Source organism: Kitasatospora sp. NPDC097691 (genome assembly GCF_040302665.1).
GTDB lineage: Bacteria > Actinomycetota > Actinomycetes > Streptomycetales > Streptomycetaceae > Kitasatospora.
In genome coordinates this window covers 1-18,919 of sequence record NZ_JBEORY010000046.1, presented here as the reverse complement: position 1 = coordinate 18,919, position 18,919 = coordinate 1, and the positions used below count along the sequence as shown (strand labels likewise).

15 protein-coding genes and 1 pseudogene are annotated in these 18,919 nt (G+C 73.1%); 11 read left to right on the top strand and 5 right to left on the bottom strand.

Translation table 11 applies throughout. From position 1 onward, the window contains the following. Complete coding sequence (locus ABTY56_RS26835) at positions 1-1,038, bottom strand: hypothetical protein (protein ID WP_350631741.1); 1,038 nt, start codon at positions 1,036-1,038, stop codon at positions 1-3. Positions 1,039-1,365: 327 nt separating this feature from the next. Here ABTY56_RS26835 and ABTY56_RS26830 point away from each other — a divergent pair, with 327 nt between their 5' ends. Beyond that, positions 1,366-1,689 carry a hypothetical protein gene (locus tag ABTY56_RS26830; protein WP_350631740.1) on the top strand — a complete coding sequence of 108 codons (324 nt, stop codon included), beginning with the start codon at positions 1,366-1,368 and terminating at the stop codon, positions 1,687-1,689. A gap of 162 nt (positions 1,690-1,851) precedes the next feature. Here ABTY56_RS26830 and ABTY56_RS26825 read toward each other — a convergent pair whose 3' ends face one another. Then, a complete protein-coding gene (locus ABTY56_RS26825; protein ID WP_350631739.1) occupies positions 1,852-2,652 on the bottom strand; it encodes a hypothetical protein in 801 nt (266 codons plus the stop codon). A 182-nt stretch (positions 2,653-2,834) separates the two neighbouring features. Between ABTY56_RS26825 and ABTY56_RS26820 the strand changes: the two genes are divergently transcribed. Then, positions 2,835-3,383 carry an RNA polymerase sigma factor gene (locus tag ABTY56_RS26820; RefSeq protein WP_350631738.1) on the top strand — a complete coding sequence of 183 codons (549 nt, stop codon included), beginning with the start codon at positions 2,835-2,837 and terminating at the stop codon, positions 3,381-3,383. A 120-nt stretch (positions 3,384-3,503) separates the two neighbouring features. After that, entirely contained in the window at positions 3,504-4,463 is a 960-nt protein-coding gene (locus ABTY56_RS26815) for an alpha/beta fold hydrolase (RefSeq protein WP_350631737.1), read from the top strand. On the opposite strand, the gene ABTY56_RS26810 is transcribed toward ABTY56_RS26815, so the two are convergent. Both ABTY56_RS26810 and ABTY56_RS26805 read right to left on the bottom strand, forming a co-directional pair. Further along, positions 4,437-4,937: a hypothetical protein gene (locus tag ABTY56_RS26810; RefSeq protein ID WP_350631736.1), complete on the bottom strand. Its 501-nt coding sequence runs from the start codon at positions 4,935-4,937 to the stop codon at positions 4,437-4,439. The genes ABTY56_RS26815 and ABTY56_RS26810 overlap by 27 nt on opposite strands. A 110-nt stretch (positions 4,938-5,047) precedes the next feature. After that, complete coding sequence (locus ABTY56_RS26805; protein ID WP_350631735.1) at positions 5,048-6,490, bottom strand: glyceraldehyde-3-phosphate dehydrogenase; 1,443 nt, start codon at positions 6,488-6,490, stop codon at positions 5,048-5,050. A gap of 264 nt (positions 6,491-6,754) precedes the next feature. Here ABTY56_RS26805 and ABTY56_RS26800 point away from each other — a divergent pair, with 264 nt between their 5' ends. The 7 genes and pseudogenes from ABTY56_RS26800 (at position 6,755) to ABTY56_RS26770 (ending at position 16,460) form a co-directional block, all read left to right on the top strand. Then, the gene (locus ABTY56_RS26800; protein ID WP_350631790.1) at positions 6,755-6,955 is read left to right on the top strand and encodes a hypothetical protein; all 201 of its coding nucleotides are present in this window, start codon (positions 6,755-6,757) and stop codon (positions 6,953-6,955) included. A gap of 491 nt (positions 6,956-7,446) precedes the next feature. Further along, positions 7,447-9,621: a UvrD-helicase domain-containing protein gene (locus ABTY56_RS26795; protein ID WP_502893195.1), complete on the top strand. Its 2,175-nt coding sequence runs from the start codon at positions 7,447-7,449 to the stop codon at positions 9,619-9,621. A gap of 140 nt (positions 9,622-9,761) precedes the next feature. Beyond that, positions 9,762-10,235, top strand: coding sequence for a GreA/GreB family elongation factor (locus ABTY56_RS26790; RefSeq protein ID WP_350631734.1), 474 nt, complete (start codon positions 9,762-9,764; stop codon positions 10,233-10,235). Between the two features lie 226 nt (positions 10,236-10,461). After that, positions 10,462-11,871, top strand: a complete 1,410-nt coding sequence (locus tag ABTY56_RS26785) for an MFS transporter (RefSeq protein ID WP_350631733.1) — start codon at positions 10,462-10,464, stop codon at positions 11,869-11,871. A gap of 103 nt (positions 11,872-11,974) precedes the next feature. After that, positions 11,975-12,877: a formate dehydrogenase accessory sulfurtransferase FdhD gene (gene fdhD, locus ABTY56_RS26780; protein WP_350631732.1), complete on the top strand. Its 903-nt coding sequence runs from the start codon at positions 11,975-11,977 to the stop codon at positions 12,875-12,877. Position 12,878: 1 nt separating this feature from the next. Continuing rightward, a pseudogene (locus tag ABTY56_RS26775) lies at positions 12,879-13,793 on the top strand (LysR family transcriptional regulator); the annotation flags it as partial. 342 nt (positions 13,794-14,135) lie between these two features. Then, on the top strand, positions 14,136-16,460 hold the full coding sequence (locus tag ABTY56_RS26770; protein WP_350631731.1) for an FdhF/YdeP family oxidoreductase: 2,325 nt from the start codon (positions 14,136-14,138) through the stop codon (positions 16,458-16,460). Between the two features lie 76 nt (positions 16,461-16,536). Here ABTY56_RS26770 and ABTY56_RS26765 read toward each other — a convergent pair whose 3' ends face one another. Continuing rightward, the gene (locus ABTY56_RS26765; RefSeq protein WP_350631730.1) at positions 16,537-17,838 is read right to left on the bottom strand and encodes a YhgE/Pip domain-containing protein; all 1,302 of its coding nucleotides are present in this window, start codon (positions 17,836-17,838) and stop codon (positions 16,537-16,539) included. Positions 17,839-18,567: 729 nt separating this feature from the next. On the opposite strand from ABTY56_RS26765, the gene ABTY56_RS26760 reads away from it, so the two are divergent. Beyond that, positions 18,568-18,919 (top strand): divalent metal cation transporter (locus ABTY56_RS26760; RefSeq protein WP_502893194.1); only part of this gene is annotated, 352 nt, incomplete at its 3' end.

The window sequence follows — 18,919 nt, the reverse complement described above, 5'->3', positions numbered from 1 at the left end:
TCAGTACGCGGCGCAGCGGTCGCGGTGGGCGCGGAAGGCCTTGACCGGGTTCCCCGAGAGGTAGTGCCAGGGCGACTCGGTGACGGCCCCGTCCAGCGCGTCGAACAGCAGCCGGGCGGTCTTGCGCTGGTCGGCGAGCGAGAAGGCCATCGCGAAGGTGTTGAAGGTGCCCTGCCAGCCGTGCACCGGCTTGAAGTCCGGGTGCAGGACGGACCGGAAGGCGGCCTCCTGCAGCTCGGCCAGCACCGTCGGGCTGGTGAGGTAGGCGTGGTCTTCACCGTCCGGGAGGTCCAGCCAGTGCTCCAGATGCGCGAGCACCACCAGCTCGCCGAGGTGGCTGCCCTCGGGCGCGGCCAGCATCGCCGAACGGGCGAACGCGTGCATCTCCTCGTGCGAGCCGCCCCACTTGGCGCACAGCTGCTGCAGCCGCTGCCGGTGCGAGCCCGCGTGTCCGGGTGCGCGGCGCACGGCGGCCTCGAAGCGGCAGGTGGCGATCTCCGGACCGAGCGAGGCGCCGCGGGCGCTGATCTGCAGGAAGTACCAGGGGGCGAGCCAGCCGGGCTCGCGCTCGGCCGCCTCCAGCAGCTGTTCCTCGGCGGTGTCCAGCCGCTGGTGGAACAGCTTCCACTGGTCCTCGGTGACGTGCTTGGCCCGGGCGCGGGTCCGCGCCTCCCACGCCCAGGTGACCTGCCGGGCGCCGGAGAGCAGCAGCGCCACCGTGTCGTCCGGGGTGTCGGCGAGGACCCGGCCCGTCCACTCCTCGACCCCGGGCACGTCGGCGATCGCCCCGGCGAGGTGAGTCAGCTCGGTGTCGTCCTCGACGGCCGCGAGCGCGGGGCGCAGCGCGGCCCAGTCCCCGGCCGCGGCCTGCGCGAGCACCAGGCGCACGGACTCGTCCCCGAAGGTCGGGTCGAGCCGTGGCTCGCCCGCGCGGGCGGCCGCCTTCGCCCCGGCGGCGCGCCGGCCGAACCCGAACCCTCGCCGCCCGGTCCGGTCCTGCGCGCCCTCCTCGCCGGAGCGGCGTCGGAACAGCGGCATGTGTTGGCCCCCTCGAACGTCATCGGCATCTATCGCACGGCCGGCCGCACGGCGGCCACCCGAGATGAGTACATATCACGCGCGACTGACATCCGTTTCCCCAGCCCAGCGCCCTGCCGACTCCGCGACGGGCCGGGGCGTGGCACGGGAGCGACCAGCGAGTGCCCCGGCAGTGACCCGGGAGTGGCCCGGAAACGGCACGGGAGTGACCCGGGAACCGCACCGAAGCGGCACGAACGGGCATCAGGGGTGACATCTATCTGCCTGACAGAGATCTGCCACGGCCCACCGCCGCCGCACGAGTCGACGATCCGTCAGTCTTGGACCGTGCACGTCATCCGCTTCCACCTGCGCGCTCCCGGCGGCCCCCGCAGCTCGGACCAGCCGACCCCCGAGGCCGTACGGGAGGGGCTGGAGCGCGGGCTGCTCGGTCCGGTCCGGATCGAACACGCCCGGATCCTGGCCGGACCGGGCACCGTGGACGCGGTGGTCTTCACCCTCGCCGACCACCCGCTCACCGCCGAGGCCGCCCTGGTCGTCGCCTGCGCGGAGCTGACCGGCGCGGACGGCCCGCTGCGCGGGTGGCGGATGGCGCACTGCGCGCTGGACAGCTGGGTCACGCTCGGCCTGCACGAACCCAGCCATCACTGACGGACGGGCACCACACGGCCTACCACCGGCCGACCGAGGGCCGAGCGGCCGAGCAAGCAGCGGCCCCGATCCGCGCGTCCGGCTCACCGCACGCGGCCCCCGCGTCCGCCCCGCCGCACCCGCTTCCCCGCGTCCGCCCCCCGCTCCGCCGCGTCCGCCCTGTCAGGCCAGTCCGGGCCCGGCGTCCGGCGTCTTGCCCGACTGCGCCTGCTCGATCCGCTTGACCAGCATCACCGCGAACCGCCGCGTCGCGGCCACGTCGACCGGACCGCCCTCGGTGGTCACGCTGGCCACCACGGTGCCCGAGCGCACCACGATGCCGACGCCCTCGCCCTGGGCCAGCGGCCCCTGGAAGGCCTGGCTCTCGCTGCCCAGCGCCGGGGTGTCGATCTTCTTGAACGGCCCGGCCGCGTACGAGGCGTACGTCTCGTTCAGCCGGTTCTTCGCCGCGTCGCGGCCGGGCAGGGTCTCCACGATGAAGCGGGTGACCACGTCGCCCGAGGAGAACCGGACCGACGCGCTCAGCGGCTTGCCCGTGCAGGGCTTGGCGGCGGTGCAGGTGACGGTGTGGTCGGCGGTGTCGACCTGGCGCTTCTCCTCCTCCCACCCGGCCATCACCTTGGCGTCCGGCAGCACCTGACCGACCAGCTTGTCGTCCAGCAGGGTCGTCTCCAGGTCTGCGGCGGGCGCCGCCGCGGCGGCCGACGTGGGCGCGGCCGCCGGTGCGCTCCCCGGGGCCGGAGCCGCCCCGGACGCGGCCGCCGTCGGCGCCGCCGAGGGTGCGCCCGGGTCCGCGGGCGCGGATGCCGCTGCCGTACCGGCGGCCGTGCTCGCCGCCGCACCCGGCGCTCCCGACGCCGTCCCGGCGGCGCCCTTCGACCCTCCGGACGAGCATCCGGCCAGCACCGCCGCCAGCACCCCGGCCGCCACCCCTGCGGCCACCCGCCGACCACCCATCCCCATTGCCCGCTCCCTCCGGCTGTCTGTCCGTGACCCCTCAACATAGCCGCAGCTCCACCCCCGTCCACCGTCGCCCCCGCGCCGCCCGCCACCCCGCCCGCCGCTCCGGCTCCCGGCCCCGTCCAGTACCGTCCACCCGGGGCGGCGACGATCGACGGGACGATGACCATCGACGGGGGGACGACATGACGGACGCGGACGGCCGACGACCGGACCTGGCCCCGCTGGTCCGGGCCGCCCAGCAGGGCGACGCGCTCGCGCTGGACGAGGTGGTGAGCCTGCTCATGCCGTACGTCGGCCGGGTCTGCGCGCCGATCGCCCTGCAGGACGCTCCCGACGCCGCCCAGGAGGCGATGATCGCGATCGTCCGGAACCTGCGCCGACTCAACTCCCCCGAGGCGCTGTTCGGCTGGGCCCGGGCCATCGCCGCCCGCGAGGCGGTCCGGTTCGCGAGCCGCGCCTCGGGGGAGTTGAGCCGTCCTTCCCGAGCGGCGCCCGGCGCCGCCGCCGACGAGCAACCCGAGGTGCGCGACGGCGAGTTGGCCGCCGACATCCGCGACGTCCTGGAACGCCTGCCGCCCGACCACCGGGCTGTTCTGACGCTCCGTCATGTCGAGGGCCTGGACGAACAGTCGGTGGCCGAGATCCTCGATCTCCCGCTGGGAACGGTCCGTTCACGACTCTTCCGCGCCCGCCGGGGCTTTCGCACGGCCTGGACCGTCGAGGACCGGTAGTCCGACGAGAATTCCGCCACCCGCGGGGATTGTCCGGTCGCTTTCCGCCCTCTCTTCTCCCGAGGGGACCACCCGTCCCCTCCCGGGAACACCACCCGGCAGCCGGAACGAGGGACCGAGATGGCCGAGACCACCGAGACCACCGTTACGACCGCGACGACCCGCCACACCGACCCCCGCCCGCTCCCCGAACTCCTTGGCGTGCGGCACCACTTCATCGAGGGCGCGGACGGCGTCCGACTGCACCTCGCCGAAGCCGGGCCCGCGACCGGGGCCGGGGCCGGCATACCCCTCCTGCTCCTCCACGGCTTCCCGCAGCACTGGTACGCCTGGCGGCACCTCCTGCCCCTCCTCGACGGGGAGTTCCGCCTGCTCTGCCTCGACCTCCCCGGCTTCGGCTGGTCGCAGGCCCCGCGCCGGACCGGCTACACGACCGACGACCGCGCCCGCCTCGTCCTCTCCGCACTCGACCGGCTCGGCCTGGAGCGCGTCGGCCTGGTCGGCCACGACTGGGGCGCCTGGACCGGCTTCGAGTTGGCGCTGCGCGCACCCGAGCGGTTCACCGGCCTGCTCGCACTCAACATGACCCACCCGTGGCCGCGGCAGCGCGCCCTGCTCGGGACGGCCTGGCGGTTCTGGTACACCGCGCTGCTGGAGTACCCGGGCGTCGGCCGCCGGGTGGTCCGCCGCCACCCGGGCCTGCTCGCCCACCTCCTCCGGCGCGGCGTGACCGCCGCAACCCCGTGGAGCGAAGCCGAGTCGGCCGAGTACGTGACCGCCGGCAGCACGCCCGACGCCGCCTACGCCGCCGAACGGCTGCACTGGGGCTTCGTCGTCCGGGACATCCCGCGCCTGGCCCTCGGCCGGTACCGGCACCGCCGACTGACCGTTCCCACCCGTCTGCTCGGCGGCGTGCTGGACCCGGTGATCCGCCCCGCGCTGCTCTCCACCACCGGCGCGCCCGCGGACGACCTGACGGCCGAAGTGCTCCCCGGCTGCGGGCACTTCCTGCCGCACGAGCGCCCCGAGGAGGTGGCCCGCGCCGCCCGTCGGCTATTCGCCGCCGGAGTCCGCCCGTGACCCGACCCTTCGTTCCAGCCGGTCCAGCAGGACCTCGCCCCGCCGGTCCACCAGCCCGCCGAAGAACCGCTGCACGGGCCCGGCACCGGGCACCCGCAGGGCCGCGAGCAGGGCGAAGCGTGTCCCGTCGCCGTCCGGTACGGCGGCCATCCCACCGAGCAGCACCCGGCTCTGCATCAGGCACCAGCCGTCGCGCAGCACGATCTCGAACCGTTCACGGTGACCGACGACGCTCACCGCGACCCCCTCCAGCCGCCCGCCCCGCCCGCCGGCTCCGGGACCGACCTCGAAGGAGCGCAACCCGCTGATCAACCCGGGCAGTTCACCGGACAGGTCACCGGCGACCGACCACACCGCGTCGAAGCCGGCCGCGAACCGCCGCTCGGCGAACAGCGGACGCCCGGCTCCGGCCGCCGCCAGCACCCGCAGCCGTCGCACCGGATCCAACTCGACCGTCGGCCATCCGTCCGCCATCCCCGTCCCTCCCACCGCCCGCGGCCCACCGAGCACGGTACCGCCCGGAAAACGCCGGCGGGGCGGCGACCAACCGGTCACCGCCCCGCCGAGGAATCCCCGCAGCCCGGTCAGACCGCCGGAGCCGGGTACGTCGGGTACTCGACACCCGAGATGTACTGCACGACCCGGACGACCTGGCACGAGTAGCCGAACTCGTTGTCGTACCACAGGTACAGGATCGCGTTGTCGCCCTCGACCTTGGTCGCGCCGGCGTCCACGATCGAGGCGTGGCGCGAGCCGATGAAGTCACTGGAGACCGCGTCGGGCGAGTCGGTGAAGTCGATCTGGCGCTTCAGCGGCGAGGTCAGCGAGACGTTGCGCAGGTACTCCAGGACGTCCTCGCGGTTGGTCTCCCGCTTCAGCTGCAGGTTGAGGATCGCGATGGAGACGTCCGGCACCGGGACGCGGATCGAGCTGCCGGTGATCTTCGCCTTGAGGTCCGGCAGGGCCTTGGCGACGGCCGAGGCGGCACCGGTCTCGGTGATCACCATGTTCAGCGGCGCCGAACGGCCACGACGGTCGGCCTTGTGGTAGTTGTCCAGCAGGTTCTGGTCATTGGTGAACGAGTGGACGGTCTCCACGTGTCCGCGGACCACGCCGTACTCGTCCTCCATCGCCTTCAGCGGCGGGACGATCGCGTTGGTGGTGCAGGAGGCGCAGGAGATGATCTGCTCGTCCGGCTTGATCATGTCGTGGTTGACGCCGTGCACGATGTTCGGGACGTCGCCCTTGCCCGGGGCGGTCAGCACGACCTTGGCGATACCGGGGCGCAGGTGCTTCGACAGGCCCTCGCGGTCACGCCACTTGCCGGTGTTGTCGATCAGGATCGCGTCCTTGATCCCGTACTCCGTGTAGTCGACCTTGGTCGGGTCGTCGGAGTAGATCACCGTGATCTCGTTGCCGTTGACGACGATCTTGTTGTTCGCCTCGTCGACGGTGATGGTGCCCTGGAACTGGCCGTGGATCGAGTCCCGGCGCAGCAGCGAGGCGCGCTTGACCAGGTCGTCGCCGCCGCCGTTGCGCACGACGATGGCCTTCAGCCGCAGGCCGTTGCCCGAGGCCTTCTCGATCAGCAGGCGGGCGACCAGCCGGCCGATGCGGCCGAACCCGTACAGCACGACGTCCTGGGCGGACCGGCGCTCCAGCTTGTTCTCACCGGTGGCACCGGCGACGGCCTGGGCGGTGAACTCCTCCACCGACAGGCCGCGGTCGTCCGCCCGGTAGGTCGAGGCGAGCATCCCGAGGTCGATCTGCGAGGGGCCGAGGTCCAGGGCGGTCAGTGCGCTCAGGAACGGCATCGTCTCGGTGACCGAGAGCTCCTCGCCCGCGATCTGCCGGGCGAAACGGTGCGTCTTGAGGATGCTGACCACCGACTTGTTCACCAGGGAACGGCTGTGGAGCAGGACGGTGACGTCCCGCTCCCGGTGCAGCCGCCCGATGATCGGGATCATCGACTCCGCGATCTCCTCGCGGTTCTTCCAGTCCGTGAACACGTCGTCGTTGACAGTCACAAGTCCATCTTTCGAGCTGAGGGTGTTGCCCACATGGTAGCTTCGCCCGCCCGCGGCCCAGCGGCCGGTCCCACGTCCCCCCGTTTCCCCCGAGCCCCCGACCTGCGCTTTCCCGCGCCACCCCACCCCAGAAGGTGATCACCGCCACCCTCGGGACCCGCCCGCGCACCCCGCCGCCGTCGCCCGCGCCCGGCGCCCGCACCCGTAGCCTGTCGGCCGGTGCCGGACACGAAGCTCCGTGCACGATCCGGATGAAGGGGGGCCATGCGGGCGCAGGAGATCACGTTCCTCAAGCTGGTCCGGGGGGGGGAGAAGCAGTTCCAGGTTCCGCTGTACCAGCGGACCTACAGCCGGGAGCGTGCGCAGCTGCAGCAGCTCTGGGACGACGTGTCCGAGCTCGTGGAGCAGCACACCGGCGGCGGCTCGCCGGCCGCGCACTGCTGGTGCACACCCTCGGCGACCTGACGCTGTCCGACGACAACCCCAAGCGCTCCGACCACCCGTTGCACGACCCGCTGCCCGACGCCGAGAACGCGGCGGCGGCAGAGCGGTTCGGCACTCAACTGGCCGAGAACCAGAGCGAGTCGGTGGTGCGGAGTGCTGGGGACGCTGCGCTTCTGGGAGCTCCAGGGCGGCCACGTCGGCCACGGCCGCTGCGACGAGACCAGCTGCTTCCCGATGCCCGACACCGGGACGGACCCGCAACCGCAGCTGCTGTGGCCGCTCGCGCCCTGCCCCGTGTCGGGGACGGCGGAATTGGCGTTCCAGTACCTCAAGGACCGCGCCCGTTCGACGACACCGAGGCGCGGCGGGAGCTGCTGCGCCGGCTCCCCGGCCCGACTGCGCGCCGCTTCCCCGGTGGGCACGCCCCGCGGTCGTCCGTACGCGCCCCGAGTGATCATCGGGCCAGTACAGTGATCGCACTGCCCGACCGGACAAGGCGTGAGGGGGCCTGCGTGGCGACGCTGGGTATGCACCGGGACTTCCTGATGGAGTTCGCGGGCTTGGAGAAGTCGGTGCAGCGGAGGGTCTTCGAGACCTTCGAGAAGTTCACCGGGGCGACGCACGCCGGCGCGCACCTGGAGAAGCTCACCCATCAGCGGGACCCCAGGATCCGGACCATACGGATCACCGACTTCTGGCGCGGCGTCGTCCTCAAGGCCGACCGGGGCGACGGCTACCTGCTGCTGAAGGTCCTCCCGCACGACAAGGCCAACGACTGGGCGGTCAAGCACCGGGCCTCGGTCAACGCCGCCACCCAGGGCGTCGAGATCCGCAACGACGTCGCCTTGGAACACGCCACCGCGTCACTGCGGACCCGGGCCACCGACGAACCCCGGCGGCTCTTCGCCGACCGTTCCGACAAGGTCCTGCGCAGCCTGGGCATCGACGAGGAGATCCTGCCGATCATCCGGCTGCTGCCCGACGAAGCCCACCTGGAAGCGCTCCACCGGGTCCTGCCGGAGCAGCAGTTCGACGTACTGATCGGCCTCGCCAGCGGCATGGAGCCCGCCGACATCGACCGTGAGATCGTCCAGGCGTACGCGCGGGCGGCGGCTCCGGTGAGCACCGCACAGCCCGGGGACGGGCTGGTCTCGGCGATGGCGCACGCACGCGGCCGGGTCGCCCTGGTGTCCTGCCCCGAAGAACTGCTGGAGATCCTGGAGCGCCCGTTCGACGCGTGGCGGATCTTCCTGCACCCGGCCCAGTACCGGATCGCCTACCGGGACTCGTACAACGGGCCCGCCCGTGTCACCGGCGGCCCGGGTACCGGCAAGACCGTGGTGGCCCTGCACCGGACCTACCACCTGGCGCGCCGGCTGCCCCCGGACGCCCCCGACGGATCGGTGCTGCTCACCACCTACACCAAGGACCTCGCCGCGGAGCTGGAACGCTGCCTGGCCCTGCTCGTCACGGACGAGCGGATCAGGGCGAAGGTCCGGGTGGTCACCGTCGACGCGTTGGCCAACGAGGTCCTCCGCCGTTCCCGGGGCGGCGCGCCGCTGAAGATCGTCTTCAACCAGCGCGCGGTCCTCGCCCGCTGGGGACGGATCGCCCAGCGGCTCGGACTCGACTTCACCGACGTCTTCCTCGACCAGGAGTGGCGACAGGTCGTCCTGGCCCAGGCGATCGAGGGCCCGGAGCAGTACCTGAGGGCATCGCGGTCCGGCCGGGGCACGGCCCTCGGACCGCTGAAGAAGGCCCAACTGTGGCGCGCGGTGGCCGCGTTCGAGGAGGAGCTGCGGCAGGCCGGGGAGTGGACCTTCCTGCAGGTCTGCGCGCAGGCCGCACGGGTGCTCGACGAACAGGGCGACCGCCCGTTCCGGCACGTGGTGATCGACGAGGCCCAGGACCTGCACCCCGCGCAGTGGCGGTTCCTGCGCGCACTCGTCGCACCCGGGCCGGACGACCTGTTCCTCGCCGGTGACCCGCACCAGCGGATCTACGGGAACAAGGTCTCGCTGCGCTCGCTCGGGATCCAGGTGGTCGGGCGGTCCGCCCGGCTGCGGATCAACTACCGGACCACGCACGAGATCCTCAGCTGGTCCGCGTCCCTGCTCACCGGCGAACGCCCGGACGACATGGACGGCGGGGAGGAATCCCTCGTCGGCTACCACTCGACCCTGCACGGCGCGCACCCCGAGACGCACGGTCACGTCGACAAGGCCGAGGAGATCCGGGCACTCGTCGCCCGCATCGGGGAGTGGACCGCCTCCGGTGTGAGCCCGGAGGACGTCGGTGTCGCCACCCGGACCGTCCAGCTCGGCCGCGACATCGCCCAGGCACTGGAGCAGGCCGGGACACCCGCCTACCTGCTCGGCAACGCGCCGTCCCCCGGCGTGCGGATCGGGACCATGCACCGGATGAAGGGACTGGAGTTCCGCTGCGTCGCCGTCGCGGGCGTGAGCGACGGCGTCATGCCGATGCGCAGCGCGATCACCCCGGAGGACACGGACCCGCAGCAGCACCGGGAGGATCTGAACGGCGAACTGAGCCTCCTCTTCGTGGCGTGCACGCGGGCGCGGGAGGCACTCTCCGTCTCCTGGCACGGGACGCCGAGCGGGTTCCTCCGGCCGGTCGTGCCGCGGCAGGGAACGGGCGACCGGCCGGTGGACGCCCTCACCCGGTGACGGTCAGGTCGGATCCGGCCAGGTCCGCTCCGACGACGCCGAGTAGCGCCCCCGGGGGCGGAGTTGCCCGGGGCCCGGTGGGGTGGGGTAATGGGAGGCGGCCGGTGTTTGAGCGTTTCGCGAGAGACCCGGGAGCAGGTATGACCGGTGGTCCCGAACCCATCAGTGCCGAGGGCCTGCGTGCGGTGCAGGAGGAATTGGCGCAACTGCGGGCGGAGCGGGGGGAGGTGGCCGCGACGCTGCGCGGGGTGGAGCCGGTCGGGGACCGGGCGGATGCGGCGGACGAATTGCAGCGGGCGTCGGAGGTGACGCGGCTGGACCGGCGGATCGCCGAGCTGGAGGAGCGGCTGCGCGAGGCGTCCGTCGCCGGGGCGCCGTCGACGGAAGTGGTCGGGGTGGGGTCCACCGTGACCGTGCGGTTCGCCGACGGGGCGGAGGAGACCGTCGAGGTCTCGGAGCTCGCCGAGGAGCGGGAACAAACCCTGGTGACCTTCGACAGCCCGCTCGGGAAGGCGCTGATCGGACGCCACGCCGGGGACACGGTGCACTACGAGACGCCGGGCGGCGGCGCGACCAGCGCGGTCGTGCTGTCGGTGGGGCGCAACGCGGACTGAGCCGGGCGGACCCGAGGCGTCGCCCCCGTCCGCGGAAATCCCGCGGTCGAATAGTGCGGATCGATTCCCGATCGCGCGGACGGCGATATCCGTGAGCCCCCGCGGAATACCTCGACAAGCGCCGCCTATCACGCCACAGGAATGGCCTCTTTGACGCCTGCCCGCCTCGGACAACACACTGGGATCGAGAATTCCAGGAAACCCGGAAAAGGCGAAACGGCGGAACATGAGGACCATCGACGACCCGGTCGACGAAATCCCCGCCGGTCCGTCCGGACGCCTTTCCGCCCGTTGGGTCCCGGCGGCGGCAGCCGTGGCCGTCGCGGCCTGGGGCGCGAACCAGTTCACCGCCCTGGCCACCGTGTACCGGGAGCGCACCGACTGGTCGGCGCTGTCGCTGGCCGCGATGTTCTCGGTCTATCTGGTCGGGCTGGTCCCCGGCCTGCTGCTGGGCCGCGCCGCGGCCGGGCGGTACGGCCGTCGGCGGGTGGTGCGCGGCGCGCTGGTCCTGTCCGCCGCCGCGAGCGTCGTCCTGGCCGCGGCGGACGAACCGGCCGTGTACGCCGCCCGATCGGCCACCGGCTTCGCCGCCGGGCTGGTCTTCGTTGCCGGGACGGCCTGGCTCCGGGAGCTCTCCGGTCCGTCCGTACCGCCGGCCGTCTCGGCCCGCCGTGCGATGTACGCCACCGGAGCCGGGTTCTCGGTGGGCGCACTGGCCTCCGGGGTGCTCGCCGAGTGGCTGCCCGGCCCGATGCTGCTGCCCGCGCTCGCCCACGCCCTCGGCTGTCTGCTGGTGCTGCGCGCGACCCGCCGACTGCCGGAGACCGCACCGGGCCGCTGCCCGGGGCCGCGGGCGGAACCCGGCGCCGAACACGGCGACCGCGGCGACCGCGGCGACCAGCACCGCACGGCCGTCCGGCACCCCCGCTTCCGCTACGTCGTCCTCCCGGCCAGCCCGGCCGTGCTCGGCTCCGCCACCGTGGCGTACGTCGTGCTGCCCCCGCTGGTCGCCGACCGCGTCCCCGGCTACGCGCCGCTGTTCGGCGGCCTGGTGGCGGCACTGACGCTCGCCATGGGCGTGCTCGCCCAGCCCTTCGCGGCCCGGCTGGACGACCGCGGCAGCGCGCGGGCCACCCTCGCCGCGATGGGTACCGTCATCGCCGGGCTGCTGATCGGCGCCCTCGCCGCCGGGCACGACTCGGTGGGGCTGGTGGTCGCGGCCGCCGTCGTGCTGGGCACCGGGTACGGGCTGACGCTCGGCGCGGGGCTGCACGAGGTGGAACGGCTGACGCCGAGGACCGCCGAGCGGCCCAAGCCCACCCACCCCGTCGACCCCGTCGACCCCGTCGGCCCGACCGGCCCGGCCGCTCCAAGCGCCGCCTCGCTCTACCAGAGCACCACCTCCAGCGGCTTCCTCACGCCGCTGCTGCTCGCCGGAACGGTCGGCCACGCCTCCTACCCGGCCCTGCTGATCGCCATGGCCGCGGTGGGCCTGCTCTGCCTGGCCGTGACGGCCGCGCACAGCCGCCGTCACCTGCCCGAACCGGACCGCGCGGCGCACCTCGGCCACCGGACGAGCGAGGATTCATCCGTAGCGTCCGCCACGACGGCGTCCACGACCCGGCCCACGACGTGATTCACGACGTGATTCATGACGTGATTCACGACGTGATCCACGGCCGGTCCGCGACACCGTCCGCGGCGCAGCCCGCACCGACCGATCCGAGGAGCCGACGACCATGGGCCGAGTGACCGTCCCGCGCAGAGTGCTGCGCCTGCGCCAGGGCACGCCCACGCACCGCCCCGACACCCTGGCCGCCGAGGAGCCGATGGAGATCCGGGTCGGCGGGCGCCCGCTGACGGTGACCATGCGCACCCCCGGCAGCGACTTCGACCTGGCGGCCGGCTTCCTGGTCAGCGAGGGTGCGCTGCACGCCGCCCACCAGGTGGCCGGCATCCGCTACTGCGCCGGCGCCACCGCCGACGGCGGCAACACCTACAACGTCGTGGACGTCGTCCTCGCCCCCGGCGTGCCCGCCCCCGACGCCTCGTTGGAGCGCAACTTCTACACCACGTCCTCCTGCGGCCTGTGCGGCAAGGCCAGCCTGGACGCGGTGCGCACCACCGCGCCCTGGAGCGTGGCCGAGGACGCGCTGCGCGTCACCCCCGCGCTGCTGTCCGCGCTGCCCGACCGGCTGCGCGCCGCCCAGAAGGTCTTCGACAGCACCGGCGGCCTGCACGCGGCAGGCCTGTTCGACGCCGACGGGCAGCTGCTGTGCCTGCGCGAGGACGTCGGCCGGCACAACGCCGTGGACAAGGTGGTCGGTCACGCCCTGCGCGAGGGCCTGCTGCCGGCCCGCGGCACGGTGCTGATGGTCAGCGGCCGGGCGTCCTTCGAGCTGGTCCAGAAGGCCGTGATGGCGGGCATCCCGATGCTGGCGGCGGTCTCCGCCCCGTCCTCGCTGGCCGTGGACCTCGCCGAGGAGACCGGCCTGACCCTGGTCGGCTTCCTGCGCGGCGACTCGATGAACGTCTACACCCGCACCGACCGGATCGACACGGAACCGGTCGGCTCCGCCCGGGAGGCCGGCCACGAGTCGGCCCGGGAGACCGACCGCGGCTCCGCCCGGGAGGCCGACTAGGATGCTCTTCCGCCAGCTCGAATACCTCGTCGCCCTCGCCCGGGAGCGCCACTTCGCCCGCGCCGCCCAGGCCTGCCACGTCTCCCAGCCCGCGCTCTCCGAAGCCGTCCGCAAGCTGGAGGACGAGCTGAAGGTGCTGCTGGTCCGGCGCGGCCGCGCCTACGAGGGCCTGACCCCCGAGGGCGAGCGGATCGTGCTCTGGGCGCAGCGGATCCTGGCCGACCGGGCCGCCCTGCGGGACGAGGTGGACGCGCTGCGCACCGGGCTGAGCGGACGGCTGCGGATCGGCTCGGTGCCGACCGCCTCGGGCGCCGTCTCCCTGCTCACCGGGCCGTTCTGCGCCGCCCATCCGCTGGCCGCCGTGCAGCTCTCCACCGACCTGCGGGCGGAGGAACTCCTGCGCCAGGTGCGGAACTTCGAGATCGATGCGGGCATCACCTACCTGCCCGGGCCGGACTCCGACGGCCTGCGCGCGCTGCCCCTGTACGAGGAGCGGTACGTCCTGCTGACCGGCCCGGCCGACGAGCTGGCCCGCCACCCGAGGGCGACCTGGGCGGAGGCCGCCGGGTTGCCGCTGTGCCTGTTGCACGCGGGCATGCAGGGCCGGCGGGTGCTCGACGAGGTCTTCGCGGTACTCGGGCTGGCGCCGACCCCGCGGATCGAGACGGACTCGGTGGCCTCGCTCTTCGCTCACGTGCGGACCGGCCAGTGGGCGAGCATCGTGCCGTACGCCTGGCTGCACGTGTTCGGCGTGCCGTACGGCATGCGGGCCGTCCCGCTGGTGGAGCCGGTGCACAGCGCCCCGATCGGCCTGGTGATCGCCGCCCGGGAGCCCGGTTCGGTGATGGCCCGCGCGCTGGTGGAGGTCGCCCGGCGCACCGGGATCGCAGCCGTCCTGGGCAGCCTCCCGGCGGCGTGGCGCCCACCCGACGGCACGGGCGGCGACGCGGCCGGCGGCACGGGCGAAAGCACAGGCGGCGGCACGGGCGGCGACGCGGCCGGCGGCACGGGCGAAAGCACAGGCGGCGGCACGGGCGGCCCCGGTCCCGCTCCGCTCGCCGGCCCCGACCACCCGGCGTAGCCTCGACCCGAGCGACGGGTGTCCGCCGAGCTCCGGCCCAGCCCCCGACGCCGGGCGTCCGCCGAGCCGCGGGCCCCTAGCCGAGCGCCGGGCGTCCCCCGCGTCGCGGCCCCCGACCCGAACGCCGGGCGTCCGCCGAGCCGCGAACCCCGACCCGAGCGACGGAAGGCCAGTGCCGTGACCACCTCCGACGACGCCGTGACGTCCACCGGCGAGCCCGAGCGGGAACCCGACGTCGGCCCCTCCCCCGCCGGGCCGCCGCGGTTCGCGCCGTACCACCACCCCGCCGCGGGCTGGGGCGCGGCCAAGAGCGTGACCCGCTTCCTGGCGCGCGAGGGCGCCTACCTGGACGGGCCGCGGGCGGTCATGCGGATGAACCACGAGAGCGGCGGCTTCGACTGTCCGGGCTGCGCCTGGCCCGACGACACCAAGGGCCTGCACCTGGACATCTGCGAGAACGGCATCAAGCACGTCACCTGGGAGATGACCCGCAAGCGGGTCGGCCGCGACTTCTTCGCCGCCCACTCGGTGACCGAGCTGTCCGGGTGGAGCGACTTCGCGCTGGAGGACCAGGGCCGGCTCACCGAGCCGATGGTCTACGACGCCGCCACCGACCACTACGTACCGATCAGCTGGAAGGACGCCTTCGAGCTCGTCGGCCGGACGCTGCGCGGGCTGGACGACCCGAACCGGGCCGCGTTCTACACCTCCGGCCGGCTCGGCAACGAGGCGACCTTCCTCTACCAGCTGATGGCCCGCGAGCTGGGCACCAACAACCTGCCCGACTGCTCCAACATGTGCCACGAGGCCAGCGGACGGGCCATGCAGGCCGCGCTCGGCACCGGGAAGGGCACGGTCGACCTCAAGGACTGGGAGGTCACCGACGCGCTGTTCATCCTGGGCGTCAACGCCGCCTCCAACGCGCCCCGGATGCTCACCGCGCTGGCCGAGGCGTACGCTCGCGGCGCGCAGATCGTGCACGTCAACCCGCTGGTCGAGGCGGCGGCGACCCGGACGATCATCCCGCACGACTTCACGGACATGGCGCTGAACAAGTCCACCCGCACCAGCACGCTGAACCTCCAGCCGCGCATCGGCGGCGACATGGCGCTGCTGCGCGGCATGGCGAAGGCCGTCCTGGAGCAGTCCGCGACCGACGACAAGGCACTGGACCGGCTGTTCATCGACCGCCACACCAGCGGCTTCGAGGCCTACCGGCAGGTCTGCGAGTCCACGCCGTGGGAGGAGATCGAGCGGCAGAGCGGGCTGGACCGGGCCGAGATCCTCAAGGCCGCGCGGATCTACCGCGACGCCGACCGCTCGATCTTCAGCTGGTGCCTGGGCGTCACCCAGCACGAGCACGGCGTGGACACCGTCCGGGAGATCGTCAACCTGCTGCTGCTGCGCGGCAATCTGGGCCGCGAGGGCGCCGGCCCCTCCCCCGTGCGCGGGCACAGCAACGTCCAGGGCAACCGCACCTGCGGCATCGACCACCGGCCGGCCGGGGAGTTCCTGGACCGGCTCGCCGAGGTGTGCGGGATCGAGCCACCGCGCGCGCACGGCCTGGACACCGTCGGCACCATCGAGGCGATGCAGCGCGGCGCGGTCACGGTCTTCGTCGGCATGGGCGGGAACTTCGCGCTCGCCGCACCGGACACCCCCTACACCTACGAGGCCCTGGGCAGGTGCGAACTGACCGTCCAGGTGAGCACCAAGCTGAACCGCAGCCACCTGGTGCACGGCCGGGCGGCGCTGATCCTGCCCTGCCTGGGCCGCACCGAGAAGGACCACCAGCGCGGCGGGGTGCAGTCCACCTCGGTCGAGGACTCCATGAGCATGGTTCATCTCTCGGTGGGCATGAAGAAACCCGCCTCATCGCACCTGCTGTCCGAGCCCGCGATCATCGCCGGGATGGCCCGCGCGGCACTGCCGGACAGCCCCACCCCGTGGGAGTGGTACATCGAGGACTACGACCGGGTCCGCGACACCATGGCGCAGGTCCTGGACGGCTTCGAGGACTTCAACCGCCGGGTGCGGCTGCCGCTGGGCTTCCGGATCAAGCAGCCCGCCCGCGAACTCGTCTTCCTGACCCCCTCCGGCAAGGCCGAGTTCTCCACCGCCCCGCTGCCCGACGTCGTGCCCGAACCCGGCACCCTGGCGCTCGGCACGATGCGCTCGCACGACCAGTGGAACACCACCATCTACTCGGACAACGACCGCTACCGGGGCGTCCGGAACCTGCGCACCCTGGTCTTCCTCAACAGGGACGACATGCGCGAGCGCGGCATCACCGAGTTCGACCGGGTGGACGTCACCAGCACCGCCCGGGACGGCAGCACCCGTTCGGTGACCGGCTACCTGGCCGTCCCGTACGACATCCCGCGCGGCTGCGCGGCCGGGTACATGCCGGAGATGAACGTGCTCTGCGCGATCGGCGACCACAGCACGCAGAGCGACCAGCCGATCATGAAGCACCTCAGGGTGACGGTGGCGAAGTCCTGACCGCGCGCTCCCGTTGCCCGGCCCCGGGCCCCGAGCTCCCCGGGGCCCGGGGCCTGCGGCCCCGGGTCGGGGCCGCTCAGTCGGTCGGCTGGGGCGTCCAGCGGTGCAGGCCCTTGCGGTCGTAGTAGCGGGTCATCCCGAAGCCGAACGCCAGCGCCAGCACCACGCCGACCGCGATCATGATCCAGCCGCGGGTCAGGCCCGCGTCGCCCCGGGCGTCGAAGAACAGGATCGCCCGGATGCCGTCGCTCAGCTGGCGCATCGGCTCGAAGACGCCCAGGAAGCGGTAGAAGCCGGGCACCGCCTGCAGCGGGACGGTCGCGCCGGAGGAGGGCAGGGCCAGCGCGATGAAGACGAACATCGACACCAGCTGCCCGATGCCGCCGAACGCGGCGTTGATCGCCTGCACCCCGAGGCCGACCGCGAGGCTGGCGCAGTAGGCGAAGAGCCAGAGCATCGGCTGGTGCGGGGCGTCCATGCCGAGGATGCCGACCGTGCAGAGCAGCACCAGCGAGGTGGTGAGCAGCATGATCCCGGCCGTCATGACCATCTTGAGCAGCAGGGTCTGGGTGCGGTCGATCGGGACGGTCGGGCGGCGGGTGTGCCAGGGGCCGATCTCGCTGTCGCTGTAGCCGAGCGCGCCGTCGACGCCGTTGTGGATGATGTTGCCGCCGATGAAACCGGTCAGGACGGCCAGCAGGGTGTAGTAGAAGGCGCTGAGGCCGAGTCCGCTGTGGCCGCCGATCGGGTGGCCGACCTGGGTGGCGACGGCGATCGGGTCGGCGAGCAGCAGGCGCGCGGTGGCGCCGGTGTCCGGGCCGGGGGCGGGCTCGGGCGGGACGGCGGCGAGCAGGTCCCGGCCGGCCACCTGGGAGGCCTGGTGGACGGCGTTCTGGGAGATCTGCGCGGCGATCGAGGAGCCGAGGCTGCCCATGCCGGGGTTGGTCAGCACGGTCACCGTCGGCCGCTTCGTGGCGCCGCCGGTGACCAGCGCGGTGACGGTGGCGGTGAAGTCCTCGGGGACGACCAGCGCGCCGTAGACCTTGCCGGAGGCGAGCTGCTCGCGCATCCCGGCCTCGTCCACCTGCCGCCATTCGACGGTGCTGTCGGGCGTGCCGGCCACGATCGCCTTGGCCATCCGGGTGCCGAGGTTCTCCTGCTGTCCGGGCGGCGGCGCGCCCCGGTCCGCGTTCACCAGGGCGATGGGCAGGCGGTGCAGGTGTCCGGTCGGGTTCACGATGCCGCCCATGTAGAGCAGCGAGAGGACGACGGCGAGCAGGCCGCACAGGACGCTGGGGAAGAGCCACAGCTTCGGGTGCCGGGCGAGTGCCAGCGCCCGGGCCTGCCGGGGGGCCTCCTCGGAGCCTGCGGTCGCCATGCCTGCCACCCCTCGGTTCCGGGCACGACCTGGTGCCGCTGCCAGTACGGCGGGAAGTCGTTCCGTGGCGACCGGACGGCCAAACCCCGGCCACCCGGATGGGCGCAACCGAGCCGAGAAGGTAAAGGTTCTACCAAGTGCGCAAGTATCGGCCTCCGCCGGGGATAAGCTCTGACGAGTTGGGGTGAACCGGTGGTCGCGTCGCGCGGACCGGTGAACTCCTTGCCGCGTCGATGATTCGCACCACGGGGTGCGCCGGCCGGGAGGAGGCGAGAGACATGGAATGCAGTAGTCCGGGCCACAGTTGCCCCTGCCCTCGCTTGCCCTCGTACACCTCCGGCACGCGGTAACGACCATCCCTGCCCGTCGCTCTGACGACACATCACTCAGCACGCGGCTTCGCCATGCCCGGATGCGCCATGAGGTGCGCTCATGGGACGGCCCATGAGACCTCCTCATGGCCCGGCTCATGAGGCGCGCTCATGGCTGCGGCCCATGAGACCTCCTCATGGGTTCGCCCATGAGGTGCGCTCATGGGCGAGCTCATGAGCCTGCCTCATGAACCGCCTCACGGGCCCGCTCATGAACCTTCTTCATGGGCCCGCCTGTCCATGAGCCTGCCTCATGGACCCGCACCGCCGCGCGCCGATGTGCCGCGCCCGCCCGCAGGGAATCACCGCCGCGCGCCTCCGGCCCGCCCCGCCCGCGCGGGGCCCACAGGAGGAACAAATGACCACGACCACCCACACCACGACCGGCCACGACACCCTCGGCCACGACGACCCCGGCGCCACGGCCACGGTGCCCGCACCGAGCTCGGCCGTCCTGGACGACGCCCACGTCGGCGACATCAAGGGCGCGTTCGGCACCATCCGCCTCGATGACGCAGCCCCCCGTCAGGGACTCTCGGCCCGGTTGAAGACCCTGCTCGCGATCGTCGGCCCAGGGCTGATCGTCATGGTCGGCGACAACGACGCCGGCGCGTTCTCGACATACGGCCAGGCGGGGCAGAACTACGGCACCAAGCTGCTGTGGACGCTGCTGATGCTGGTCCCGGTGCTGTACGTGAACCAGGAGATGG